This window comes from Bradyrhizobium erythrophlei (genome assembly GCF_900129425.1).
Classification (GTDB): Bacteria; Pseudomonadota; Alphaproteobacteria; order Rhizobiales; family Xanthobacteraceae; genus Bradyrhizobium; species Bradyrhizobium erythrophlei_C.
Map to the genome: position 1 here is coordinate 8,793,560 of NZ_LT670817.1, position 25,142 is coordinate 8,818,701.

The following is a 25,142-nucleotide window of genomic DNA, read 5'->3' on the forward strand; positions in this document are numbered from 1 at the left end:
CCATCGCCGTGTGAAGTGCCATGCCGGGGAAAAACAGAGCCAGCCTCGAACAGGTCAGGGGCTTCTTTGCGCGCATGATGGCGGCAGCCAGCGGTTCGGACGATCCGCGTATCGAGCGGGCGTTGGAACTGGTCCGCCGCGAGGCGTTTCTCGGACCCGGGCCATGGCACATCAGCGTCAACCGACGCACCGTGGAAACCCCGAGCGCCGATCCTGTCTTTCTCTATCAAAACGTGCTCGTCAGGCTCGATACGGCGAAGGGCATCAACAATGGCGAGCCTTTTCTGCATGCGGCCTGGATCGGCGCCGTGGAGCCGAAGGCCGGCGACGCGATCTGTCACATCGGCGCGGGCACCGGATATTATTCGGCCATCCTGGCGGTGCTGGCGTTGCCCGGCGGCAGCGTGAACGCATTCGAGATCGACGCGGCTCTGGCGCGCCGGGCACGCCAAAATCTTCAGCCGTTCGACAACGTATCGGTGATCGTGGGCGATGCCACCCGGCTGCCATTGCCGCCGTCGGATCTGATCTACGTCAATGCTGGCGTGATCGCGCCGCCGGCTGGCTGGCTGAGAGCGCTGCGCCCGCGGGGCCGGATGATTTTCCCCTGGCGTCCGACCGAGCTTGTCGGGCTTGCCGTCGTGATCTCGCGTACTGGCTCTGGCTTCAACGCGAAGCCCTTGATGCCGTCATGGTTCATCCCCTGCGTCGGGGCCTCCGATGCCGAGGAAAGCAAAAAGATTCCCGAGATGCGCGAGGCATGGTCGACGCGGTCGGTTTGGCTCACCTCCGACCGCGAGCCCGACGAGACCGCGGTCGCGATTTACAGGAAGCTGTGGTTTTCCTCCGCGGAGCTGCCGGCGGACGCATAGTGCGTTGCTGCCCTAACCCGGTTTGGGATCGAGCGTCGTCGACCACAGCGCCACGTCGGCGCGATCGCGCAAGGTCACCGTCATCTGACCGGTCGCGCCTTCGATCTTGACGTGACCGAAGAATTGCATGCCGGCCGATGGCGGCAGGTTCTGCTTGTCGAGGCCGGGCGCCTTGACGAATTTCACTTCGGGCCCAAAGGTGTTGTCGAGTTCGTTCGGTCCGAACGTTCCGGCATGCAACGGCCCGGAGACGAATTCCCAGAACGGATCGAAGTCCTGAAATTGCGCCTTGTCGGGGTTGTAATAGTGCGCGGCGGCGTAATGCACGTCCGCCGTCAGCCAAACGGTGTTGACAATACCGGAGGTCTTGATGAAGCGCAGGATGTCGGCGATCTCGAGTTCGCGGCCGAGCGGCGGGCCGTCACCCTGCGCGAACGCTTCCGAACCCTTTCGGTTGGCGGCGTCGTCATAGACAATCAGGCTGAGCGGCATGTCGGACGCGATCACCTTCCAGGTGGCGCGCGAGTTCAACAGTGCGCGCTTCAGCCACAGCATCTGATCCGGTCCGATGAAATAGCTGTCGGGACCGTAGTTGGTCTGCAGGTTCGGACCATTGGGGCCGCGATAGCTGCGCTCGTCCAGCATGAAGACGTCGAGATGCGGACCATAGCTGAGGGTGCGGTAGACCCGCCCCGGCTCGACGATGCTTTCGCGCATCGGATACATCTCGTGGAACGCACGCGCCGCGCGGGCGGCGAGCAGCGTGATGTCGCGCTCCTTGTAGCTGGCGGGAAGCTGCTTCGAGGCCGACCAGTTGTTGGTGACTTCGTGGTCGTCCCACTGCACGAAGATCGGCACCTCGGCGTTGAAAGCGCGCACATTATCGTCGAGGAAATTATACTTATGCGCCGCCCGGAATTCGTCGAGCGTCTCGGCGACTTTGGCTTTCTCCGGGATCGTGACGTTCTTCCAGAGCTTGCCGTCGGGCAGTTTCACCTCGGACGAAATGATGCCGTCGGCATAGATGGTGTCGCCGGAATGCAGCAGGAAATCCGGCCGGTGCTTGGCCATGGTAGCGAAGGTGACCATGCCGCCGTCGTCGGGATTGATGCCCCAGCCCTGTCCGGCGACGTCGCCGCCCCAGACGAAACTGACATCGCGCCGGTCGCTGGGCGCGGTCCGGAAGCGCCCGACCAGCGGCTCGCTGGAAATATCGGTGTGCGCGAAGTCGCGGAATCTGACCCGATAAAAGATGTCCTGGCCGCCGGGCAGATTTTCCAGCAGCATTTTCGCGGTGAAATCGCTTTCCGGCAGCGCCGCGATCGGCGGCAACGCCCGCGCATTGCCGAACGATTCGGTGGTGGCGACCTCGACCATCATCTGCGACGGCCGGTCCGCGCGCGCCCATACCACGCCGCCATCGGCGCCGACGTCGCCGGATTGCACGCCGTGGGTGATTTGCGGCCGGTCGGCGGCGCGGCTGAGATAGGGCATCGCGATGGCGCCGAGCGCGCCGGCGCCGGTCGCTGCCGCGGTGGAAAGAAAACGGCGGCGGGAAAGTCCGTGAAGAATTTTGCGGGGATTCTCGATCGTCATGCGGGCCTCCTGGATCGGCGAGCAGAATGCGCGATCACGCTGACAGACCTAGGAAGGTTATGTGACGGTTCCATTACGCAGCGGCCGCTTACATGGTTCCGCTCGCCCGGAACTGGGCGGCCGCCCGTTGCAGGTTTTGCGGGATGCTGTTCAGCAGCGCCTTGCGATCGGCCACCGCATTGTGGAATTGATCGAGCGCGATATTGAAGGCGGTCAACGCCCCTTCCGATATGGCGCCATGCTCGAAGCACTGCAGCGTATCGCGCAGGATATCGTCTGCCTCAGTCTGCATCCGGTCGAGTTCTTCGATGGAATCGCTGCGGCGCGCGGCGGCAAGCATGTCCAACAGCCGTTCGCGCAAGGTACTGTTGTTGTAACGTTCGTCTTTCTTCAGATAGCCGGCGAACCAGGCACCGGCGGAGCCCATCGCGGACACCAACATCAGCCCCCACCAGATGTAATCGCTGTAGCGATCGATGAAGGTTTTCTCCTCGCCGTCGACAAAGGCCGCAGCCCCCGGATGCACCGGGATCGCGGCATCCTTTTCGGTATCCGGGGTCTCGATTTTCGCGGCCAGCGGGAATTCCGCCATCAGCGCCTGCCGAACCGAAAACAGCTGCCGGGTGAAGGCGGCGACCGTCGATTCCGAGAGGGTTTTGCGCGCGACGATGTGGTGGGAGAAGCTGATCGTCTTGACCTCGTCGTCGGGCCGGCCGGGCGAACCGCCGAAGGCGCCGGCCGGAATTTCGGAGGCCTCGTATGCCGGATGATTTTGCGCGATCGCCTCGGCCGAATCGATCGCGAGGAAAGTCAGCGTACCGCTGTCGCGCGTCGATGCAGCGACCGCATCCGCGGTGATCTTGCTGTTGACCGGGCCGGCAGCCAGATAGGCGTCCGCCCTCTGGTTGCGGATGGCGTCCGCGGCTTCGCTGGCCGGAAACTGAACGATCTCGACCTTGCCCGGGTCTACGCCACTTTGCTGCAGGATCACCTTGAGCAAATTGACATTGGCCGGGGTGCGGCCGACGACGCCGACACGGTGTCCGGCGAGCTCCGCAATTTTGGTGATCTTCGGGTCGGCCTTCTTGCCTCTGCCCTTGCCCTTCGCCGGTGGGGGCACCCACAGCACCGCGACGTTCTTGCGCAATGTCGCAACCGCCTCCGCATCTTTCGGCACGTCGAGGTCGCCGCGGATGATGGCGAGATCGGCTTTGCCGTCGGCGAGCGCCTGGGAGCTCGCGGCGGCGCCCTCGGTCTGAATCGGACGCAAACGGATGTGACTGTGCACCTGCGTGAAGGCCTGCGTCAGAGCCTGGACCACCTTGACGTCATCGCTATTTGCCGGACCGACTGCGATCCGCAACATCTCCGGTCGCATCGCAAAGTAATAGGCCCCTGCGAGCGTGCCGGCGAGGGCGAGAATCCCCGCCAGCGTGACGAACATCGCCTTCCGATTGGCCGAGCGCGGCGACGGCTGCGCCGGCGGCTCGACCAGGTCGAACCCTCCCGTCATCGATCTGGCAAATAATCGTTTGAGGTCCAACGTCATATTGCCATATGCGGTTAGACTCACATTGTAGCAAATTTCCCGCCAAAGCGGCGTTACATCTGCGGCATGGTTACCGGCTCGGCCCTGGACCGGCTTTGCCGCAGATTTTGGCAGGGATCCCGAAGGCCCCGATCGGTGTTAGGGTAGAGCTGGTGTGAAACGGGAGGCGATCATGGCGGAGCGGCTATCGGCGGAGGCGCGAAAATCGGCCCTCAAGGGGCTATCGGAGTGGGCCGAGACGCCCGGCCGCGAGGCGATCGCGCGAACCTTCATTTTCAAGGATTTCAACGAAGCGTTCGGCTTCATGTCCCGCGCGGCCCTGGTGGCTGAAAAGCGCGATCATCACCCGGAATGGCGCAACGTTTACAAGACCGTGGAAGTGGTTCTGGCGACCCATGACGCCGGCGGCGTTACCGCGCTCGATATCGAGCTTGCCAAGGCGATGAACGCGATCGCAAAACAGCTCGGCGTGGACTGACGGCGTCCCCGCGCAATCTTGCGGCGCAGACGCGACATCCCCAGCTAGAGGGCGTGCGCCGCGGCGATTGCCCGCGGTGGCTTCAGGGAACCCAAGCGATGGTTTCAGAACATACCGTGGGTTTCGAGCCGGCCGACCGGCTGGCGCAGGACCGCGAAAGCGTGCGACGGCGTTTCTGGATCAAGCTGAAGCGGGTCGTCGCAAAACTTCCGTTCGCGGAGGATTTGCTCGCGGCGTATTATTGCGCGTTCGACAAGCAGACGCCGCGCCATGTCCAGGCGGCGCTGCTCGGCGCCATCGCCTATTTCATCCTGCCGTTCGATTTCATCCCGGACATGCTGCCGGTGCTCGGCTTCACCGACGATGCAGCCGTGCTCGCCACCGCGATCCGGATGGTCGCGACCCACATCACGCCGGAGCATCGCGAGGCGGCCCGCGCCGCGTTGAAGCGGGGAATCGGCAGCGGCGATTGAGCCGGTGCCAAAGGCGGCGATTGAAAGTTCGGGGCCGGCCCCGCCTTCCGACGATTGCAAACTCTACCGCACCTTTTGCGGCGGCCGCGGTAGCGCATGGGCTTGCTGCGCGGCCTCCCATGCCTGGAACTGCTTGAACAACGCTTCCTTGTCGGCGTCGGCGGGCAGCTTTCCCATCGCTGCATTCTGCTTCAGAAATTCGTCGAACCGGGTGCGTGCGACGGGCTCGATGCCGTGCCGGTCGAGCCATTGCTGGGCGGCGGGAAAACGTCGCCAGTCCGGAAGCGGCGCCGATAGCGAAACCTCCTTCCATTTCGGGTGGAAGGGCGGATTCTGGAAGGCGGGAAATTTCGTGAAAAACGCGTCCACGAACAGCGCGAGCTTTCGATATCGCTCGGTTTCGGGGGCCCAATTATAGGCCGCCAGCACCGCAGGCACCGCGATAGTGTCGACGACCTGTTCCTGATCGGAAATCAGGTTGGGATAGTCTTTCGCCGACAGGGTCGCCGGCAGGTAATCGCCCTGCAGCGCCTTCTCGTAGTTGACCGTCACCAAATGGAACCGATCGTCCTTGAAACTACTTACTGCCTTGTACGGCTTGCCCCCAACAACGATCACGGCGTCGATTTCGCCGGCCTTCAATTTCTCCAGCGCGATGCGCTGCTCGATATAGACGACCTTTGGCTTGAGTCCGAGCCGCTCGAACACGGTCAGCGCGGTGACGAAGGTGCCGCCGTCGGGCAGGTCGACGCTGATGGTCTTGCCATCGAGATCCCTGAGATTGTGGATCGATTTCGAAGCGATGACGTGCATCTCTTCGTTATAGAGCTTGGTCACATAGGTGAATTGCTTCTTGAGGTCTTTGGCGAAGCCTTTTTTCTCGAGATAATCGAGTGTGTCGGCGCGAACGATGCCGAGGTCGACGCCCTGAAGGAAGAGAATGTCAGCGACGCTTTGCACCGAGCCGCGGCCAACGATCGGCAGCACGCGCAGTTTGTTGCCGTCATCGAGCAACGAGGCCAGGTCGGCGCCGAACTGGACATAGGTGCCCCCGATGGTGCCGGATATCAGCGTCACCGTGTTGGCGTTCAGGCCCTGCTTGGTGGTGGTCGATCCGAGCTGGAATATCGCCTTCAGGCTCTCGCTGACCTTTGCCGGGTCATATTCGGTATTCTCGGCACGGGCCGCGAAGGCACAAACCATCATCATGGCTGACATCGCCAGCCCAACTAATCGCCGCATGGCGTCCCCTCTGTTTTGGCAAAAACTAATTCTGCATCTGAGCAAGACGCTGCTGCGCGGCCTGCGACCCGAACCGGGCTGCCTTTTGGTACCAGCCGCGCGCCGCCACCGGATCGGGCGTGATGCTTCGCGTGTCCGGCGTGCCCAGCACCACCGGATCGTAGGTCTGGGCCAGCAGCAGGGCAGCGCTGGCATCCTGCGCGTCGGCTGCGCGTGCGAGCAACAACCGGGCAGCCGCGATGTCGCCGACAGCGATCGAGTCCTTTGCCCGCTTCAGCAACGTCGCGAGTTCGTCGGCATCGATCTGTCGTACCGGCGGCGTTGCAGCGGCTGGCTGCGGCGTTGCAGCGGCTGGCTGAAGCATCTCCGGCTGATTCTGATGGGCGCTTCTCAGCGCGGCGGCAATTTCGTCGCGGGTCGGCGTGCCCATGGCGGTCGGCGCCTGAACAGCGGCGGCCGATCGAGCGGCTGGTGCCGACGGGCTGGCGGGCGTCTCGCTCGCCGCAACGCCGATCAACGAAGCCCTGGCGTTCGCAAACAGCGCGAATGGATTCGGCACCGACAGGGTCGCCAAGGCGATTGCCACCGCCGCTGCTGCAAAAATACTGATCCTGAAGATTCGCGATGCAATGAACAATCCATCCCGGGCTCTGCCGAAACCCGGCAGCTCTGTTTCTTCTTCGGCATACCCGGAGAGAAACAGGGGCACATCCTCAGGGAGAAGATCGTCTCTCGCTGCAATCGATGGATGGGCGCAAGGCGACCTAAGTTGCCCGCTGAAGTCTAGATCAACCGCCCCGACAATTCGTTCGCCGTATGAAGTGAGCCTGGTTTGCCTCTTCATGGTGATGCCTCCCGCTATGACGCAACATCAGGGCATCCCGGCTTTCAGCTTTTATCGCTCTCGAGTAACCAAGGCCCCGTTACTGAGAACGAAGATTCGCATTTTGAATCCGTCCAAAAAGCGACGATCGCCGGCACGATTTGGGAGAAATCTTGATTTCATTGCGGCAGTACCGCGCGATTTCTTGAACTACTTGGCGGAAATATGAAGAATTTTTGAAAAACTTGGCGGCAACATGCAGAATCTTTAGCAACGCGCGGAACAACCGATCGCCGCGACCGCGCGGAACCAGCACGCCGAAGCGGTGCGGGGGGGCCGGCCGGTCAAGCCGGTTGACGACAGCTGGCGTGATCTGCTTGACGGCGATCAGCGCCCCTCACGGATGCAAAATCACCTTGCCCATCGCCCGGCGGCCCGCCAGCACCTTCAACGCGTCGGCGGTTTGCGCCAGCGGGAAGGTGCGGTCGACATGCGACGAAATCTTGCCTTCCGCGGTCCATTTCACGAGCTTTTCCAGATTGGCGCGATTTTTCTCCGGATTGAGTCGCGCCCACGCGCCCCAGAACACGCCGCGGATATCGCAGCCCTTCAATAGCGCCAGATTGAGCGGCATCTTCGGAATATCGCCGGCGGCGAACCCGATCACCAGGAAGCGGCCCTCCCAGGCGATCGAACGCAAGGCCGCCTCGGCATAACTGCCGCCGACCGGATCGAAAATAATATCGGCGCCCTTGCCGCCGGTGAGCCGGCGCAAGCCTTCCTTGAGATCTTCCTTGGCGTAGTTCAGGCCGAGTTCGGCGCCGTGCGCCTTGGCGAATTCAAGCTTCTCGTCTGACGAGGCGCAGGCGATCACCTTCAGGCCCATCAGCTTGCCGAGTTCGCAAGCCGCCAGACCGGTGCCGCCGGCGGCGCCGAGTACCGCCATGGTCTCTCCGGCCTTCGGGCTGGCGCGATCCTCCAGCGCATGCAGCGCGGTGCCGTAGATGATGATGATCCCGGCGGCACGATCGAAATCCAGATTGTCGGGAATCCTGACGATCGAACTGGCCGGCAGCGCGACCTTTTCGCGGGCGCCGTTGTGGCCGCAGGAGGCCACCACGCGGTCGCCGACTTTCAAATCGGTGACGCCGGCGCCGACGCTTTCGATCACGCCCGCAACTTCGGCGGCCGGCGAAAACGGAAACGGCGGCTTGATCTGGTATTTGCCCTGGATCATCAGGAGGTCAAAGAAATTCAGCGCCGCGGATTTGATCGCGATCACGGCCTCGCCGGGCCCCGCGACGGGATCGGGCACGTCAGCCAGCACGAGATCGTCGGGGCCGCAATATTGCGAGCAGAGAATGGCTTTCATGGGCACACCTGAATTTCGGACGCAGAAATGACGTAGGTTGCTTCATGCCGGATTTGAAGCCGGGCTACAATCTGATTCGCAGGCGCGGGGAGACCGTCATCCCGGGGCGTGCGCAAGCGCGAACCCGGAACCTCGAGATGATCAGGATCGACAATCCCGGGATTCCGGATCCAGCGCTACGCGCTGGCCCGGAATGACGGCGCGAAATGAGACGGGGAGAAAACGATGTTTGAAAAAGGCCTGCTCAAGGAAAAGCGGATACTGGTCACCGGCGGTGGCTCCGGGCTTGGCGCCGCGATGGGGCGCCGCTTCGTCGCGCTTGGCGCCGAACTGATCATCTGCGGCCGCCGGCTCGAATTGCTGGAAACCACCGCCGCGCAGATACGCGCCGATCTCGGCGGCAAGGTCACCGCGATCCGATGCGATATTCGCGACGGCGCTGATGTCGATGCCATGATGGATGCGGTCTGGCGCGAGGCGCCGCTCGACGTGCTCGTCAACAACGCCGCCGCGACCTTCATCGCGCAGACCGAGCAACTGTCGTTCCGCGCCGCGGACGCGATTCTGGCGCCGACGCTGCACGGCGCAATGTACTGCACGCTCGCGGCGGGCAAGCGCTGGATCGACGCGGGACATAAGGGCGTGGTGCTGAGCATCCTCTCGACCTCGACCATTACCGGCCGCGCTTTCACAGTACCCTCTGCGATGGCGAAATCAGCCGTTCTCGCGATGACCAAAAGCCTCGCGGTGGAATGGGGACCGAAGGGCATCCGGACGGTAGCGATCGCCCCCGGCGCGTTTCCGACCGCCGGCGCCTCGGGCCAGCTTCGGCCAGAGGGGCGCGACCAGGGATGGACCTCGAGAAATCCGCTCGGCCGCGCCGGCGAACACAGCGAACTTGCCGATCTGGCGAGTTTCCTGATTTCCGATTCTGCCGGTTACATCAATGGCGAGATGGTGGTGCAGGATGGCGGCGCGCATTTGCGCAGTTCCGGCGCCGAGGATCTGCTGCAGTGGACCGACGCGCAGTGGGAAAAGCATCGGTCGGCGCGGTCGAAAAGCCAGGGATGAACGGCGCGTCAGGACACGTCGGCGTTTCGTGGCTGTGCCCATTCCGAGCTTCGTAACTGCCTTCCCAAAAAGGCATTTCCCGGCTATCCATCGGCCCCCGTGACGGCCGATGTCGGGCCATCTTCCAGTCACAATAATGGGGGAACCAGAATTGGTGATGTCCGTGCAACGAAAGCTGACAGCCCTGGTTGCGAGTGCGCTGATGTGCGGGGCAGCAAACCTTGCGCAGGCGCAGACCACCCCGGCGCCGAAAGCCGCCAAGAGTACGGCCAAGCCTGCGGTGGCCAAGCCGGAAACCAAGCCCGCTGTTACAGGAGGCGCGGAGCCGACGCTGATCGGGCAGTTCGGCACCTGGGGGGCCTATACCGCGACGCCGAACGGCAAGAAGGTCTGCTTTGCGCTCGCAAAACCCGCCTCGTCGAAAACCAATCCGCCGAATCGTCCGCGCGATCCGGCCTACGCCTTCGTCTCCACCCGTCCGGCGGAGAAAGTGACCAACGAAGTCTCGGTCATGATCGGCTACACCCTGAAGCCGGGCTCGGAATCGACGCTCGAGGTCGGCGGTGCTTCCTACGCGATGTACACCCAGGGCGACGGCCTCTGGATCAAGAACGCCGCCGAGGAAGAGCGGATGGTCGACGCCATGCGCAAGGCCCCGGACGTGATCGTTAAGGGGGTGTCGACAAAGGGCACCGAGACCACGGATACGTTCTCGCTGAAGGGGCTTTCCCAGGCGCTCGACCGGCTGGCGCAGGATTGCCGGCGCTAACCCGGTCGCAATTGCGTTGTCGGTTGCTATATAAGGCTTTCCGGAAGCAGGCCGATCCCGGCCGTCAGCTAGCGAATGTTTTGGTCGTCATGGCCGGGTAAAAGCGCGAGGCGCGTCGTCGCGCCGGACGTCCCGCCATCTACGTCTTGACCGGCCGCCAAAAAGACGTGGATGCCCGGCACAAGGCCGGCCATGACGTCTCACAGAGATGCCAAGTGATGCAGACGACCATCGAAACGCCCAATGCGCAGGCGCCCCTGGAAAAGATCGCGCTCGAAACCTACGTGCCGCCGGCCAAGCCCTCATTGGTAGGACTGTCGCGCGCGGAGATCGCGGACCAACTCGGCGCCATCGGCGTGGCGCCGGCGCAGCGCAAGATGCGCGTGCAGCAGCTGTGGCACTGGATCTATGTTCGCGGCGCGCGGAATTTCGCCGAGATGACCAGCATTTCCAAGGAAATGCGCGGCGAACTCGAAGCGCACTTCACGGTCGCGCGCCCCGAGGTGGTGGCGGAGCAGATTTCCAGCGACGGCACCCGCAAATGGCTGTTGCGATTGCCGAGCGGCGACAAGATCGAGAAGGCGCATGAAGTCGAGTGCGTCTATATTCCGGAAACCGACCGCGGCACGCTGTGCGTTTCCTCGCAGGTCGGCTGCACGCTGAACTGCTCGTTCTGCCACACCGGCACGCAGCGGCTGGTACGCAATCTGACCGCGGGTGAAATCGTCGGCCAGATCATGGTGGCGCGCGATCGTCTCAACGACTGGGCCGACCGCGTCACCCCGACCGGCAGCCGCCTCGTCACCAATGTGGTGATGATGGGCATGGGCGAGCCCCTGTATAATTTCGAGGCGGTGCGCGATGCGCTGCTGATCGTCGCCGACAATGAGGGCATCGGCATTTCCCGCCGCCGCATCACGCTGTCGACCTCGGGCGTGGTGCCGAACATCATCCGGACCGGCGATGAGATCGGCGTCATGCTGGCGATATCGCTGCATGCGGTGCGCGACGAATTGCGCAACGAACTGGTGCCGCTGAACCGGAAATATCCGATTGCGGAATTGTTGCAGGCCTGCCGCGATTATCCGGGATCGTCGAACGCGCGGCGGATTACTTTCGAATATGTGATGCTGAAAGGCGTCAACGATTCACTCGACGACGCAAAGTTGCTGGTGAAGATGCTGAAGGGCATTCCGGCCAAGATCAATCTGATTCCGTTCAATCCGTGGCCGGGCACGACTTACGAATGTTCGGACTGGGATCAGATCGAAAAGTTCTCGGAATATGTCTTCAACGCAGGTTACTCCTCGCCGGTGCGCACACCGCGCGGCCGTGACATTCTGGCCGCCTGCGGCCAACTCAAATCCGAAACCGAGAAACTGTCGGTGCGCGAGCGGCAGGCACTGCGCGCCATGGCGATGACGGACTAGGCGAACCATCCAATTTAGGCGTCATGGCCGGGCTTGTCCCGGCCATCCACGTCTTTGAATGATTTCGGCGAGGCAAGACGTGGATGCCGGCACAGGGGCGGGCATGACGGTGGAGGGGTTGGTGCCATTGTTATCTGACGACGGACTCGCTCGGTGGCGCTGATCGGCCGGCTGTTCGTAATTCTGTTCGGATTTCTCGCCGCCAGTCTGGTGGCGGGAATGATCGTGGTCGGCGCGGTGCTGTTTCCGGAATTCAGCGATCTCGGCAGCGGTCCGATCGATCCGGGCGCGCTCGAAGTCGTAGTGGGCTTCGGCTTCATCTTCATCAGCGGCTTTGCGCTATTGCCGGCGATGATCGTGGCCGCAATTACCGAAGCGTTTTATATCAGGGGGGCGCTGACCTACGCGGTCGGCGGCGGTGTCGTCGGCCTCGCATGCTATCTCGGCCTGGTCCCGTTCGATCCCGCGACTCTGCGCTTCGAGGGCATCGTTCGGCGCCATCTCGAAATCATGACCGGCGCGGGGATCGTTGCGGGTGTCGTCTACTGGATGATCGCAGGCCGCAATGCCGGGGCGTGGCGCGAACCGCGGCCGCCGCGGCCGCCGCGGCCGCCGCTGCCCCCGCTGCCGTCGCATTCGCCGCCGCCTTCTGCGCCGCCACAATCGCCACCGTCGTCGTGATTGCGTTTCACCCTCCCCCTCCGGGGGAGGGTGAAGAAAAGCGCGTCTCGTCAAGCCTTTTCATACCCAATCTCCTCGGCTAAACCCCGCGCCATGAACCGGACCGGACTTTTCATCGCGCTGGGCCTGGCGCTTGTGATCGGATTGCTGTTCGGGATCTATCCCGAACTCGATCTGAAGCTTGCCGCCGTGTTTTACGATGCATCGACCAGGTCGTTTCCGGTCAAGCTCAACACCATCGCCGCGATCGCGCGCGACGGCGCGATGTGGATCTCGTGGGGATTTGCGCTGCCGGCGCTTGTCGCGCTGCTGGTAAAGCTGGTGCGGCCGGATCGTCCGCTGCTGATGTCAGGGCGCGCGATCATGTTTCTGCTGGTCACCCTGATTCTTTCCGCCGGCATTCTCACCAATCTCACCTTCAAGAGCTATTGGGGCCGGCCGCGCCCGGTGGTGGTGACGCAGTTCAACGGACCGCAGGAATTCGTACCCTGGTGGGACCCGCGCGGAAGCTGCGCGCGCAACTGCTCGTTCTTCTCCGGCGAAGGTGCCACCGCGTTCTGGACCTACGCGCCCGCCGCACTGACCCCGCCGGCGTGGCGGCCGCTGGCCTATGCCGCCGCCACCCTGTTCGGGGTCATGACCAGCGTGCTCAGGATGGCATTCGGCGGCCACTTCTTCACCGACGTCGCCGCCGCGGGGCTGGTGACGTTTCTGGTGATCTGGCTGGCCTATGGCTACATCTACCGCTGGCCGTCGACCCGGCTCTCCGACGAAAGCATCGATGCCGCGCTGACGCGACTGGCCTGGCCGGCGTATCGCTTTTTGCAAAAGTGGCGCGGTCGCGATGTGGGCCCAAGTCCGTCGGTGTGAGCGACTTCATAACGCCAGCCGCCATTAAACACGTGCCCATCAGCGCGAAATTTGTTATTCGCGCACTCAAGCCACGAGCGGCATTGGAAATTTCGACCGATTGGAAGTTTGATGAGCACGATCCTGAAAAGCCTGCCCAAAGGGGAAAAAGTCGGCATCGCCTTCTCGGGGGGGCTCGACACCAGCGCGGCGCTGCTGTGGATGAAGCAAAAAGGCGCTCGCGTCTTTGCCTATACCGCCAACCTCGGCCAGCCTGACGAGGCCGACTACAACGAGATTCCGCGCAAGGCTTTAGAGTACGGCGCCGAAAAAGCCCGACTCGTGGACTGCCGCACGCAATTGGTGCACGAAGGTATTGCCGCCGTCCAATCCGGCGCCTTCCACATCTCTACCGGCGGCATCACCTACTTCAACACCACGCCACTCGGCCGCGCCGTGACCGGCACGATGCTGGTCGCGGCAATGAAGGAGGACGGCGTCAACATCTGGGGCGACGGATCCACCTTCAAGGGCAACGATATCGAGCGCTTCTACCGTTACGGCCTGCTGACCAATCCGAGCCTCAAAATCTACAAGCCTTGGCTCGACCAGCAGTTCATCGACGAACTGGGCGGCCGCGCGGAAATGTCGGCGTTTCTGACGGCCAATGGATTCGGCTACAAGATGAGCGCCGAAAAGGCTTATTCGACCGACAGCAACATCCTGGGCGCAACCCACGAGGCCAAGGATCTTGAGCAGTTGGACAGCGGCATCAAGATCGTCAATCCCATCATGGGGGTGCCGTTTTGGCGCGACGACTGTAGCGTTGGGGCCGAAAAGGTTGCCGTGCGTTTTGCGGAGGGCCAGCCCGTCGCGCTGAACGGCCAGACGTTCGCCGATCCGGTCGCGCTGTTCCTTGAGGCTAACGCCATCGGAGGTCGACATGGCCTTGGCATGAGCGACCAGATCGAGAACCGGATCATCGAGGCAAAGAGCCGCGGTATCTACGAAGCCCCTGGCATGGCGCTGCTGCACATCGCCTACGAACGCCTGATCACCGGCATTCACAACGAAGACACCATCGAGCAATACCGGACCAGCGGCATGCGCCTTGGCCGATTGCTCTACCAGGGGCGGTGGTTCGATTCTCAAGCCTTGATGCTGCGAGAAACCGCCCAGCGCTGGGTGGCTCGTGCGGTTACCGGCGAGGTGACGCTCGAGTTGCGTCGCGGCAACGACTACTCGTTCTTGAACACCGAGAGCCCCAACCTGACCTATCAGCCGGAGCGGCTGAGCATGGAAAAGGTGGAGGATGCGGCGTTCACGCCAGCCGACCGTATCGGCCAGCTGACAATGCGCAACCTCGATATCACCGATACCCGCGCCAAGCTGAATCTCTATGCAGAGACAGGCTTGCTATCCAGCGGGGAAGGCTCCCCGATCTTCAAACTCGACAGCGACAAGAGCTGAAACGCGAACGCCGGGACGACGAAATGTTCGCGTCCTGAAACGAAAAATGGCCGGGATTGCTCCCGGCCATTTTCATTTTGGAGTGCTCGCCTCAGCGCGGCGGCGCGATGCCGGGGGGCGGGGGCGGCAGCGACGCCGTTCCGCCGTTGAGCAAGGGCGTGATGCGGCGGATGGTGACGCGCCGGTTGATGCGGCTCGGCCCTGGGGTCTGTTCTTTCAGATATTGCGCACCGTAGCCTTGCGAGGTCAGGTTTTCCGCAGGCACGCCGAACTGCTGCGTCAGCAGCTCGGCCGCGGATTCGGCGCGCCGATCCGACAGCGAGAGGTTGTCGACGTCGTTTCCGACCGCGTCGGTGTGACCCTCGATCAGGAACACCTCGCGCGGATTGCGCGTGATTGCCCGATTGAGCCCGTCCGCGATTCCCTGCAGCTTTGCGGCCTGGTCGGGTGGAATCTCCCACGATCCGGTTTCGAAGTTGATGCTGTTGAGGTCGATGCTCGGCATCAACGCTCGCACCGACGGGCTGTAACGGATTTCGTCGAGTGAGTAGCGCCGGTCGATTCCTTGTACCGGCGGCGCCTCCATGGTGTCGTAAATCAGATCCGGCGGCGCGTCGTCGGCTTCGACGATGTAGCGGTTATAGGGAATGCCGATCACCGGCGGCGGCAGGTCGACATAGAAACCGCCGACCGCGCGAGGATCGCGATAGGTATTGTCGATGATGATGATCTCGCGGCCCTGCTGATCCCGGCGAACCCGGCGCATCAACTGGCCGTCGCGTCCGACGCTGGTGATGATCTGGCTGCCGTCGGGCCGAACCACGATGGTCTGGGTCTCGCCGCCGACCTGCCGGGTCTGGATGTCGCGTGCGCCGAAACGGAATCGGTCTTCCTCGTTGTGACGGATGAACGATTGGCCGCTGGGATCGACCACGATGACCCGGCCGGGTTCGGTGAAGACCTTGCGACCGCCCTGGTCGCTCTCGTGGCGGTCGCCGCGGAAATCTTCCATGCGCCGCGGTCCCTGCGCGGCTGCGCCCGGCGCGATCGGAGTCATGGCTTGAGCCTGCGGCGGGGCGGCCGGAATCGGCGCGGTGACCGTCGGCGGTGCGCGACGGGCCAGCGGGCCGCCTCCCGGCGGCAACGCGGTCTGACCTCCCCCCGGTGTTGGAGCAGCATTCGGCGCGGCCGGAGCGGCGTTCGGAGCTGCATTGACGGGCGAGCCGGTACGCGGCGCTGCAGACGGCGGTACACCCGCGCCTGCGGCGGGCGGTGCCCCCGGCGCCGGCCTTTGCTGAGGCTGCATGGCAGGCCCGGCGTTTGGCGGGCCCGGCGGCTTCGGTGGCACAGGCGACGGCGCTGCCGTCGGCGGAGCCGGTGGGGCAGGACGCTGCGGCGGGGCTGCGGTGGGCGGCGCAGGGTGTGGCGGAGGCGCTGCAGCGGGCGGCGGCGCGACGGGATGCGGCGGCGGAGCCGCTGCGGGAGGTGGCGGCGCGGGGCGTGCCGGGGGAGCCGCGGCAGGTGGCGGCGGCGCAGGACGTGCGGGAGGCGCCGCAGCCGGCGGTGCGGGCCGGGGAGGTGCCGCGGCCGGGGGTGCGGGCCGCGGAGCTGGTGCGGCCGGAGGAGGCGCGGGGCGCGGCGGTGCGGCCGCGGGCGGTGCCGGGCGCGGCGGTGCGGCCGCGGGCGGTGCCGGGCGCGCGGGCGGCGCTCCCTTCGGCGGCTGCTTCGGCTTTCCATCGGGACCGAGTTCTTCCTTCGCCTGTGCCACAACAAGCGGCGCGGACTGTGCGTGCGAAAGAGTGCTTCCAAATTGCATCGTGGTCAGAGTCGTGGTGGCGAGCAGTACGAGACGAAGTCTTGTCATGATGATGGGGGTCCCCGAGAAATGTTTGGCAACAAGGTCTGGCGATCAACGAATAAGCGTTAGGCCGCAATGTGGCGGCCTTCAAAAGCAGATTTGGTTTTATTTCTGAACATGCAAAGTCCTGATGCGCAATTGTTCATTGCGCATTCAGGCGGTTGTTTCAAACCGTAGTTTCACATTGTCCCCCGCGGGATCTCCGGCATGCCCGGATTCAGATCCGTTCCACCAGCGATTCCGGCATCGGTCGCCGGCGTGGCCGGCGGTGCTTCCGGTCCTCGCACCGGCAGTTCGTCGGGCGCGCGGCCCGGCAATTCCTCGGGCCTCGGCGGTTCACCGGGCTCGTGCATTGGCGGCGGTATCTCGGGCCTCGGATTTCCCGGCGGATCTTCCTGTGGCGGCTCCGAAGGCTGTCCGGGCTTGATCGGCGGGTCCTCTTGCGGCTCGATCGGCATTTCGCTCTTTCCGGGATTTCAATCCGGTGCGTCAACGGCGCGATGGCGGCAATGTTCCCCGGCGGATACTCTATGCGCGCACCAACAGCGAGTTGCTGCGGGTCCTGCCGGTTTCGGCGTAGCCGCGCGCGCGCATATCTGCAATGCAATCGTCTCGCCATTCGTTCCGCGACAGATGCTCGATCACCACCGCGCGCGGCCACAGCGATTGCGGCGATTCCTTGAAGAAACCGGTCAGAACGCGGTCCTCAAAACCCTCGACGTCGATCTTCAGCGCATCGACGCGTGACACCGAGGCATCGTGGAGAATGCGCTGCAGCCGCAACGACGGCACCCTGATGGCCTTGCCCGAGCGTTCGCCTGACACGACGTGGCTTGCGCCGAGATTGTCGCCGTCGGTTTCGATCAACAGCTCGCCGTCGGAGGGGCCGGCCGCAGCGGCGACAAGCGTAACCTGTGTGGTGTCGGACGCGGCGCGGTTGAACGCGAGCCGCGCGTGCGTCACCGGATGCGGCTCGATCGCGATCACTCTTCCGCTTGCGCCGACCTGACGCGCCAGCACCATGGCGTAGGTGCCGACATTGGCCCCGACATCGACGAACACGCCCCCGGGGGGCGTATGCGCGCGCAGAAAATCCAGCTCCTCGAGATTGTAATCGGGATTGAACAAGGCACCGCGCTCGGTGGCGCTGGCCTGATGATAGAACCGAAATGCAGCGCCCTGATACCGGACATCGACTGGACCCGCGCGCAACAGATTGACCAGCCGCGACAACATCGGGCGGAACGCACCGCGCTTCAGCCGCGAACGTTGCGCCAGCCCGATGATGGCGCGCTGCGCGGGCGTAGGCGCGAACGCCCCGAACGGAGGCGCCGCCGGATCGTTGGCCGCGGCGATGCCGGGAGGCAATGTCGGTGTCGTCAAAAAGTCCTCGTCGAAGGCTTGCGGCAGCGGCGCATGCATAGCCCAGTTTGCGCGCAACTCCAACGGCCGGCCGCGCGCTTGACCCGCCTCCGTTGGGGCGCCGTTCTATTCCTGACGCCGCGCGCCAAACCGCCACCATTCCGAACCAGGCTGCAAATCTCAAGCTTGGACAGACAGGTCTGACGGGAGAGTTGATTGGCAATCGCCAGCCACTATTTCCTTGCAACGGGAGTGACAAAAGATGGGTCCACCGGTCACTGATTTCATCGCGACGGAGGCGCGTTTTGGCGCGGGGAATTACGCGCCGCTCGGCGTCGTGCTGTCGCGCGGCGAGGGCGTCTGGGTGTGGGATACGCAAGGCAACCGTTATCTCGATTGCCTCTCCGCCTATTCGGCGGTCAACCAGGGCCACTGCCATCCGAAGATCTTGGCCGCCATGGTGGAACAGGCGGGCAGGCTGACGTTGACCTCCCGCGCCTTCCACAACGACCAGCTAGCGCTGTTCTACCAGGAGATCGCGGCGTTGACCGGCTCCCACAAGGTGCTGCCGATGAACAGCGGCGCCGAGGCGGTGGAGAGCGCGATCAAGTCCGTGCGCAAATGGGGCTACGAGGTGAAGGGCGTGCCGGATGGCCAAGCCGAGATCATCGTCTGCGCCGATAACTTCCACGGACGCACCCTCGCTATCGTCGGCTTCAGCACCGACGCGGCGGCGCGCGGTCATTTCGGGCCGTTCGCGCCGGGCTTCCGGATCATCCCCTTCGGCGACGCCAGGGCGCTGGAAGAGGCGATCACGCCGAACACCGTCGCCTTCCTGGTCGAGCCGATTCAGGGGGAGGCCGGCGTCATCATTCCTCCATCAGGCTATTTCACCGCTGTACGCGAGCTCTGCACCGCGCATGACGTGATGCTGATCCTCGACGAGATCCAGACCGGGCTCGGCCGCACCGGCAAGCTGCTCGCGGAGCAGCATGAAGGCATCGAGGCCGACGTGACGTTACTCGGCAAGGCGTTGTCCGGTGGTTTCTATCCGGTGTCGGCCGTGCTTTCGAACAACGCGGTGCTCGGCACCCTGAAACCCGGCCAGCACGGCTCGACCTTCGGCGGCAACCCGCTCGCCTGTGCGGTGGCGCGGGCAGCGCTGCGCGCGCTGGTCGAGGAGGGCATGATCGAGAACGCGGCCGTCCAGGGCGCGCGCTTCCTCGCCGGCCTCGCGAACATTCGTACCAACACGATCCGGGAGGTGCGCGGACGCGGGTTGATGCTGGCGGTCAAGCTTCACCCGGAAGCGGGCGAAGCACGTCGCTACTGTGAAGCGCTGCAGGGCACGGGTATCCTTGCCAAGGATACCCACCAACATACCATTCGCATCGCCCCGCCGCTCGTGATTACCAGCGATCAGGTCGACTGGGCACTGGAGCGGATCGAAGCCACCTTGAGACAGGATTTCTCGTAGCGGCGATGTCCGCGGCGGTCGTCTCCGCCAGCAGGCGCAATACCACGCCTTCGACCGCGTCGTGACGCCGGTCAGGCCACGTTCCTGCGGCAGCGTGGCAGCCGTCTGGCTCTCGGCACGATCGCGGGCGATATCTGAGGTGCGGGCATGCTACGAGATCGCAAGGATCTCAAGTTCTTGACCGGATGCACCGACGACATCCCCAACGGCTTTGCCCATCAGAAGCCTTGCTACCGGGGATACGAAGGAAATAGACCCGGCCTTGGGGTCCGCTTCATCCTCTCCCACGATACGATATTTCTGTACGCGCCCATCGTCGCGCCTGAAGGTCACCGTGCTGCCAAAGGCAACAGTGTCAGTTGACGCCGGGTCGGGGATGACCTGAGCCGTCCGAACTCTGGCCGCAAAGTAGCGCGCATCACGCAATGGGGTTGCTGCTTGCCGCCGCCGTTCATTCACGTCTTCGATCTTCTGCGCCGTCTCGTACGCCTCGCGAGCCTGGTGGAGTTGAAATTCCAGAGACGTCAATCCCGCTTGCGTAACAAAGTTCGGGTGAGGTGAAACCGGGCGGTCGGGCAGCAGCGTCTCCGACGCTGTTTCGGCACTGTCTTCCTTGGTGAAGGCAACGCTCAACTCGGACTCCTTTTAACTCAGATATGGTCAGTCGCTCGTCAGCGCCACCCCAGGGCCGGAGCGACGTGGGTCAGAATCGCTTCGACCACATGCGCGTTGTAGGCAACGCCCAATTGGTTGGGGACGGTCAGCAGCAGCGTGTCGGCCTCGACAATAGCTTCGTCCATCCTGAGCTGCTCGATGAGTATATCCGGCTCGGCGGCATAACTACGGCCGAAGATCGCCCGGGTGTTCTCGTCGATGAATCCGATCTGGTCGTTATCTTCGCGCCCGCGCCCGAAATAGGTGCGATCACGATCGTCCATCAGCGCGAAGATGCTGCGGCTGACTGAGACCCGCGGCTCGCGGGCATGGCCCGCCTCCTTCCAGGCGGCGCGGTAGGCCCGGATCTGGGCAGCCTGCTGGACATGGAAGGCCTCGCCCGTTTCGTCGTTCTTGAGGGTCGAGCTCTGCAGGTTCATCCCGAGTTTTGCTGCCCAGATCGCCGTGGCGTTCGAACTGGCGCCCCACCAAATCCGGTCGCGCAGGCCGTCGGAATGGGGTTCCAGACGCAGCAGCCCGGGCGGATTTGGAAACATGGGTCGCGGATTGGGCCGGGCGAAGCCTTCACCGCGCAGCAGATCGAAGAAGACCTTCGCATGACGCCGCCCCATGTCGGCGTCATTTTCGCCCTCAGCCGGCTGATAACCGAAATATCGCCAGCCATCGATCACCTGCTCGGGCGACCCTCTGCTGATGCCTAGCTGCAGCCGCTGGCCGGCGATGAGATCGGCGGCCCCGGCGTCCTCGGCCATGTAGAACGGGTTCTCGTAGCGCATGTCGATCACAGCCGTGCCGATCTCGATGCGGCTGGTCTTCGCGCCGACGGCCGCCAGCAGCGGGAAAGGCGAGGCAAGCTGGCGGGCGAAGTGATGGACGCGAAAATAGGCCCCGTCCGCGCCCAATTCCTCGGCGGCAACGGCCAGGTCGATGGATTGCAGGAGCGTGTCCGCCGCCGAGCGGGTCTGTGATTGCGACGAGGGCGTCCAGTGCCCGAATGAGAGGAAGCCGATCTTCTTCATGCGGGCAACCTATTGCTATCCGGGTTGGTTTGCGACCGTCGTCGTGCTGTCCCGTGCGGATTTCCGGGCCACGCCACCTAAGACGGTTGTCATCGTAGGTGTTGTGAGGATGCCGAGGATCAAGCTCGCCGACGAAGCCTGCGCCCTTCAGCAAAAGCTCATCGTTGAGCCGCCTAATCGCGTCGAGCGCGCATGTTGAGCATCGAACAAGTCTCAGCCTGAACAAAGAACATTATTGTTCAGGAAGAACTATATTGTCCAAGAACAGCTATTCTAAGAACAGTTATATTGTCTCCAGACACTTCGCTATTACAGCGAAGCGCTACATCTGCCGCTCGACCATCTTGAACTTGAGTTCGGCAATCGCCTCGGAAGGATTGAGACCCTTCGGGCAGGCCTTGGCGCAGTTCATGATGGTGTGGCAGCGATAGAGCCGGAACGGGTCTTCGAGATTGTCGAGCCGCTCGCCGGTAGCTTCGTCGCGGCTGTCCTTGACCCAGCGGGTCGCCTGCAGCAGTGCGGCGGGTCCGAGGAAACGGTCGCTGGTCCACCAATAGCTCGGGCATGAGGTCGAGCAGCAGGCGCAGAGAATGCATTCGTAGAGGCCGTCGAGTTTTTCGCGGTCCTCGTGGCTCTGCCGCCATTCCTTTTGCGGCGTCGGCGAGGTGGTCTTCAGCCACGGCTCGATCGAGGCATATTGCGCGTAGAAATTGGTGAGGTCGGGCACCAGGTCCTTTACCACCGGCTGATGCGGCAGCGGATTGATCTTCACCGCGCCGCCCGAGGCCACATCGTGCATCGACTTGGTGCAGGCCAGCGTGTTCTGGCCGTCGATATTCATGGCGCAGGAGCCGCAGACGCCTTCGCGGCAGGAGCGGCGGAACGTCAGCGTCGGGTCGATGTGGTTCTTGATCCAGATCAGCCCGTCCAGCACCATCGGGCCGCAATCATTGGTGTCGATGTAATAAGTATCGACGCTGGGATTTTTGCCGTCGTCCGGATTCCAGCGATAGACCCTGAATTCGCGCGTCTCGGTCGCGGCAGCCGGCTTCGGCCAGGTCTTGCCGCCGCTGATCCTTGAATTTTTCGGCAGTGCGAATTCAACCATTTGTCTTGCCCTTGCGGTTCACCCCGTCGTCGCCGGCCGTGAGCCGGCAATTCATCTGGCGAACAAGGATGGATGCGCGGGGTCGAGCCCGCGCATGATGAGGTAGGCTCAGTATACCCGCGCTTTCGGCGGGATGTACTGAACGTCATTGGTCATGGTGTAGTCGTGCACCGGGCGATAATCGATGGAGGTTTCGCCGCCCCCGTCGATCCACGCCAGCGTGTGCTTCATCCAGTTCTTGTCGTCGCGATTGGGAAAATCCTCGCGCGCGTGCGCGCCGCGGCTTTCCGAGCGGTTCACCGCGGAATCCATCGTCACCACCGCCTGCACGATCAGATTGTCGAACTCCAGCGTTTCGACCAGGTCCGAATTCCAGGTCAGCGAGCGGTCGGTCACCGAGATGTCGCTGATGCCGCCATGCACCTTGTGAATCAGGTTGTGGCCTTCGTTCAGCACCTCGCCGGTGCGGAACACCGCGCAATTGTTCTGCATCACATGCTGCATGCTGTCGCGGAGTTTTGCGGTCGGCGTGCCGCCTGAGGCGTAGCGGTAATGGTCGAGGCGCCCGAGAGCCTTGTCGGCCGAACCCGCCGGCAGTTCCGGCTGACTGCCGTTCGGCGTCAGCTTTTCGGCGCAGCGCAGTGCCGCGGCGCGGCCGAAAACCACGAGATCGATCAGCGAATTGGAGCCGAGCCGGTTGGCGCCATGCACCGAGACGCAGGCGGCTTCGCCGAGCGCCATCAGGCCGGGCACGATGGCGTTGTCGTCGCCGTCTTTCTTGGTCAGCACTTCGCCATGAAAATTGGTGGGAATGCCGCCCATGTTGTAGTGCACCGTCGGCGTGATCGGGATCGGCTCGCGGGTGACGTCGACATTGGCAAAGATCTTGGCCGACTCGGAAATGCCCGGCAGACGCTCCTGCAGCACCTTCGGATCGAGATGATCGAGATGCAGGAAGATGTGGTCCTTCTTCTTGCCGACGCCGCGGCCTTCGCGGATCTCGATGGTCATCGCGCGCGACACGACATCGCGTGATGCGAGGTCCTTCGCCGACGGCGCGTAGCGCTCCATGAAGCGCTCGCCTTCCGAATTGACGAGATAGCCGCCTTCGCCGCGCGCGCCCTCGGTGACGAGGCATCCCGAACCGTAAATCCCTGTCGGGTGGAACTGGACGAACTCCATGTCCTGCAGCGGCAGACCGGCGCGCAGCGCCATCGCGCCGCCGTCACCGGTGCAGGTGTGCGCCGAGGTGCAGGAGGCGTAGGCGCGGCCATAGCCCCCGGTCGCAAGGATCGTGGTCTGGGCGCGGAAACGATGCAGCGTGCCGTCGTCGAGTTTCAGCGCGATCACGCCACGGCAAGTCCCCTGGTCGTCCATGATCAGGTCGATGGCGAAAAACTCGATGTAGAATTCCGCGGCGTGGCGCAGCGCCTGGCCGTACATGGTGTGCAGCATGGCATGGCCGGTGCGATCGGCGGCGGCGCAGGTGCGCTGCGCCTGACCCTTGCCGTAATCCAGCGTCATGCCGCCGAACGGCCGCTGATAGATCTTGCCGTCTTCGGTGCGCGAGAACGGCACGCCCCAATGTTCGAGCTCGTAGACCGCTTCGGGCGCGTTGCGCACCATATATTCGATGGCGTCCTGATCCCCCAGCCAGTCCGACCCCTTGACGGTGTCGTACATATGCCAGCGCCAGTTGTCCTCGTGCATGTTGCCGAGTGCCGCCGAGATGCCGCCCTGGGCTGCGACCGTATGCGAGCGGGTCGGAAATACCTTGGTGATGCAGGCGGTGCGCAGGCCGGCCTCGCTGCAGCCGACCACGGCGCGCAGACCGGCGCCGCCGGCGCCGACCACGACGACGTCGTAGGTATGGTCCTCAATCGGATAGGCATGGCCACTGGTGGCGGCAGCGCCGCTGCCCTTGCCATTTCCGCCTCCGGCCATGGGTTACACTCCAGATGACAGTTTGAGAATGGCGTAGATCGAGATCAACGCCACCGCGACCGAGAAGAAATTGTTCGCCATGATGACGGCGAGCTTCAGTTTTTCGTTTCGCACATAGTCCTCGATTACCACCTGCATGCCGATCTTCATGTGCCAGGCGCTGGCGACGATGAACAGCAGCAGGACGATGGCGACCAGCGGCGAACCCAGGATTTGCGCGGCGCCGGCCTGGTTGCGGCCCAGCAGCATCATCACCACCACGATGACCGGCACCATCAGCAGCACCATCGCCACCGCGGTGAGGCGCTGGCGCCAGAAATCAGAGGTGCCGGAATGCGAGGCGCCGAGGTTGCGGACCCGGCCGAGCGGCGTGCGCATGGATTTCGGGACGTCGGAATTCAGCGCGGTCATCGTCCGCCTCCGATCGCGTAAGCCGCGATCCACAGCACCACCGTCAGCGAGATGCCGCCGATCAGCGCGCCCCAGGTCAGCGCCTCGCGTTCGCTTGGCTTGAAACCATAGCCGAGATCCCAGATCAGATGCCGGATGCCGCTGAGCAGATGATGCATCAGCGCCCAAGTATAGCCGAATACGATCAGGCGGCCGATGAAGCTGCCGGTAAAGGCCTGCACGCTGGCATAGGCGGCGGGGCCCGAAGCCGCCGCGAGCAGCCACCACGCCAGCAGCAGGGTGCCGAAATACAGCGCCACGCCGGTGGCGCGATGGACGATGGAAAGCGCCATCGTCAGGGTCCAGCGGTAGGTCTGCAGGTGTGGCGAAAGCGGTCGTTCGATCCTGGCGGTCATCGGCGGCTTTGACGGTTTGCGGGCCCACACAGGGACCCCTAGAGGGATCGCGGAAGACGAATCCTATTTACGAACTCGAAACAGCGAGTGCAACGGCGAAATCGACCTTTGCGAATGAATGTTCATAGCTTGAGATGAGCCCTGCAATCATGGGCATTGACAGTAACACTGCCCGTTTGGCTGATGCGACTGAAGCTCGATTCATGCCGCGCATTCGC

The 25,142-nt window shown here is 63.5% G+C and carries 24 protein-coding genes; 10 read left to right on the forward strand and 14 right to left on the reverse strand.

Annotated features, from left to right (window positions below; all coding sequences use genetic code 11):
• Positions 1-20: 20 nt before the first annotated feature.
• Positions 21-872 (forward strand): protein-L-isoaspartate O-methyltransferase family protein, encoded by an 852-nt coding sequence (locus B5527_RS41805; protein ID WP_079606702.1) that lies wholly within the window; start codon positions 21-23, stop codon positions 870-872.
• Positions 873-884: 12 nt separating this feature from the next.
• On the opposite strand, the gene B5527_RS41810 is transcribed toward B5527_RS41805, so the two are convergent.
• Both B5527_RS41810 and B5527_RS41815 read right to left on the reverse strand, forming a co-directional pair.
• On the reverse strand, positions 885-2,468 hold the full coding sequence (locus tag B5527_RS41810; RefSeq protein ID WP_079606703.1) for an alkaline phosphatase D family protein: 1,584 nt from the start codon (positions 2,466-2,468) through the stop codon (positions 885-887).
• Positions 2,469-2,556: 88 nt separating this feature from the next.
• The gene (locus B5527_RS41815) at positions 2,557-3,912 is read right to left on the reverse strand and encodes a TAXI family TRAP transporter solute-binding subunit (protein WP_245332804.1); all 1,356 of its coding nucleotides are present in this window, start codon (positions 3,910-3,912) and stop codon (positions 2,557-2,559) included.
• Positions 3,913-4,189: 277 nt separating this feature from the next.
• Between B5527_RS41815 and B5527_RS41820 the strand changes: the two genes are divergently transcribed.
• Together B5527_RS41820 and B5527_RS41825 are read left to right on the forward strand one after the other, a co-directional pair.
• A complete protein-coding gene (locus B5527_RS41820; RefSeq protein WP_079607904.1) occupies positions 4,190-4,495 on the forward strand; it encodes a 4a-hydroxytetrahydrobiopterin dehydratase in 306 nt (101 codons plus the stop codon).
• Between the two features lie 98 nt (positions 4,496-4,593).
• The gene (locus B5527_RS41825) at positions 4,594-4,968 is read left to right on the forward strand and encodes a YkvA family protein (RefSeq protein ID WP_079606705.1); all 375 of its coding nucleotides are present in this window, start codon (positions 4,594-4,596) and stop codon (positions 4,966-4,968) included.
• Between the two features lie 63 nt (positions 4,969-5,031).
• Here B5527_RS41825 and B5527_RS41830 read toward each other — a convergent pair whose 3' ends face one another.
• The 3 genes from B5527_RS41830 to B5527_RS41845 form a co-directional block, all read right to left on the reverse strand.
• Entirely contained in the window at positions 5,032-6,210 is a 1,179-nt protein-coding gene (locus B5527_RS41830; RefSeq protein ID WP_079606706.1) for a TAXI family TRAP transporter solute-binding subunit, read from the reverse strand.
• Positions 6,211-6,235: 25 nt separating this feature from the next.
• A complete protein-coding gene (locus B5527_RS41835; protein ID WP_154072802.1) occupies positions 6,236-6,784 on the reverse strand; it encodes a hypothetical protein in 549 nt (182 codons plus the stop codon).
• 646 nt (positions 6,785-7,430) lie between these two features.
• Positions 7,431-8,405 (reverse strand): NADPH:quinone oxidoreductase family protein, encoded by a 975-nt coding sequence (locus B5527_RS41845; protein ID WP_079606709.1) that lies wholly within the window; start codon positions 8,403-8,405, stop codon positions 7,431-7,433.
• A gap of 225 nt (positions 8,406-8,630) precedes the next feature.
• On the opposite strand from B5527_RS41845, the gene B5527_RS41850 reads away from it, so the two are divergent.
• The 6 genes from B5527_RS41850 to argG all read left to right on the forward strand — a co-directional run bounded on the left by B5527_RS41850 (position 8,631) and on the right by argG (position 14,675).
• Positions 8,631-9,476 (forward strand): SDR family oxidoreductase, encoded by an 846-nt coding sequence (locus B5527_RS41850; protein WP_079606710.1) that lies wholly within the window; start codon positions 8,631-8,633, stop codon positions 9,474-9,476.
• 157 nt (positions 9,477-9,633) lie between these two features.
• Positions 9,634-10,245 carry an invasion associated locus B family protein gene (locus B5527_RS41855; protein WP_079606711.1) on the forward strand — a complete coding sequence of 204 codons (612 nt, stop codon included), beginning with the start codon at positions 9,634-9,636 and terminating at the stop codon, positions 10,243-10,245.
• 218 nt (positions 10,246-10,463) lie between these two features.
• Positions 10,464-11,675, forward strand: a complete 1,212-nt coding sequence (rlmN, locus tag B5527_RS41860) for a 23S rRNA (adenine(2503)-C(2))-methyltransferase RlmN (protein WP_079607905.1) — start codon at positions 10,464-10,466, stop codon at positions 11,673-11,675.
• A 153-nt stretch (positions 11,676-11,828) separates the two neighbouring features.
• Positions 11,829-12,356, forward strand: a complete 528-nt coding sequence (locus B5527_RS41865) for a hypothetical protein (protein ID WP_079606712.1) — start codon at positions 11,829-11,831, stop codon at positions 12,354-12,356.
• Positions 12,357-12,449: 93 nt separating this feature from the next.
• On the forward strand, positions 12,450-13,226 hold the full coding sequence (locus B5527_RS41870; RefSeq protein ID WP_079606713.1) for a phosphatase PAP2 family protein: 777 nt from the start codon (positions 12,450-12,452) through the stop codon (positions 13,224-13,226).
• 111 nt (positions 13,227-13,337) lie between these two features.
• Complete coding sequence (gene argG, locus B5527_RS41875; RefSeq protein WP_079606714.1) at positions 13,338-14,675, forward strand: argininosuccinate synthase; 1,338 nt, start codon at positions 13,338-13,340, stop codon at positions 14,673-14,675.
• Between the two features lie 91 nt (positions 14,676-14,766).
• Here argG and B5527_RS41880 read toward each other — a convergent pair whose 3' ends face one another.
• The 3 genes from B5527_RS41880 to B5527_RS41890 all read right to left on the reverse strand — a co-directional run bounded on the left by B5527_RS41880 (position 14,767) and on the right by B5527_RS41890 (position 17,889).
• Positions 14,767-16,539 (reverse strand): OmpA family protein, encoded by a 1,773-nt coding sequence (locus B5527_RS41880; RefSeq protein ID WP_079606715.1) that lies wholly within the window; start codon positions 16,537-16,539, stop codon positions 14,767-14,769.
• 173 nt (positions 16,540-16,712) lie between these two features.
• Positions 16,713-16,991: a hypothetical protein gene (locus B5527_RS41885; RefSeq protein ID WP_079606716.1), complete on the reverse strand. Its 279-nt coding sequence runs from the start codon at positions 16,989-16,991 to the stop codon at positions 16,713-16,715.
• Between the two features lie 70 nt (positions 16,992-17,061).
• Complete coding sequence (locus B5527_RS41890) at positions 17,062-17,889, reverse strand: FkbM family methyltransferase (protein WP_154072963.1); 828 nt, start codon at positions 17,887-17,889, stop codon at positions 17,062-17,064.
• 268 nt (positions 17,890-18,157) lie between these two features.
• Here B5527_RS41890 and rocD point away from each other — a divergent pair, with 268 nt between their 5' ends.
• Complete coding sequence (gene rocD / locus B5527_RS41895; protein WP_079606718.1) at positions 18,158-19,372, forward strand: ornithine--oxo-acid transaminase; 1,215 nt, start codon at positions 18,158-18,160, stop codon at positions 19,370-19,372.
• 150 nt (positions 19,373-19,522) lie between these two features.
• On the opposite strand, the gene greA is transcribed toward rocD, so the two are convergent.
• The 6 genes from greA to sdhC all read right to left on the reverse strand — a co-directional run bounded on the left by greA (position 19,523) and on the right by sdhC (position 24,924).
• Complete coding sequence (gene greA, locus B5527_RS41900; RefSeq protein WP_079606719.1) at positions 19,523-20,005, reverse strand: transcription elongation factor GreA; 483 nt, start codon at positions 20,003-20,005, stop codon at positions 19,523-19,525.
• A gap of 38 nt (positions 20,006-20,043) precedes the next feature.
• Positions 20,044-21,066 (reverse strand): LLM class flavin-dependent oxidoreductase, encoded by a 1,023-nt coding sequence (locus B5527_RS41905; RefSeq protein ID WP_079606720.1) that lies wholly within the window; start codon positions 21,064-21,066, stop codon positions 20,044-20,046.
• 322 nt (positions 21,067-21,388) lie between these two features.
• Complete coding sequence (locus B5527_RS41915; RefSeq protein WP_079606722.1) at positions 21,389-22,174, reverse strand: succinate dehydrogenase iron-sulfur subunit; 786 nt, start codon at positions 22,172-22,174, stop codon at positions 21,389-21,391.
• Between the two features lie 108 nt (positions 22,175-22,282).
• Positions 22,283-24,118 carry a succinate dehydrogenase flavoprotein subunit gene (gene sdhA, locus B5527_RS41920; protein WP_079606723.1) on the reverse strand — a complete coding sequence of 612 codons (1,836 nt, stop codon included), beginning with the start codon at positions 24,116-24,118 and terminating at the stop codon, positions 22,283-22,285.
• A 3-nt stretch (positions 24,119-24,121) separates the two neighbouring features.
• Positions 24,122-24,496: a succinate dehydrogenase, hydrophobic membrane anchor protein gene (gene sdhD / locus B5527_RS41925; protein WP_172842859.1), complete on the reverse strand. Its 375-nt coding sequence runs from the start codon at positions 24,494-24,496 to the stop codon at positions 24,122-24,124.
• A gap of 29 nt (positions 24,497-24,525) precedes the next feature.
• Positions 24,526-24,924: a succinate dehydrogenase, cytochrome b556 subunit gene (gene sdhC / locus B5527_RS41930; RefSeq protein WP_079607906.1), complete on the reverse strand. Its 399-nt coding sequence runs from the start codon at positions 24,922-24,924 to the stop codon at positions 24,526-24,528.
• Between the last annotated feature and the right edge of the window lie 218 nt (positions 24,925-25,142).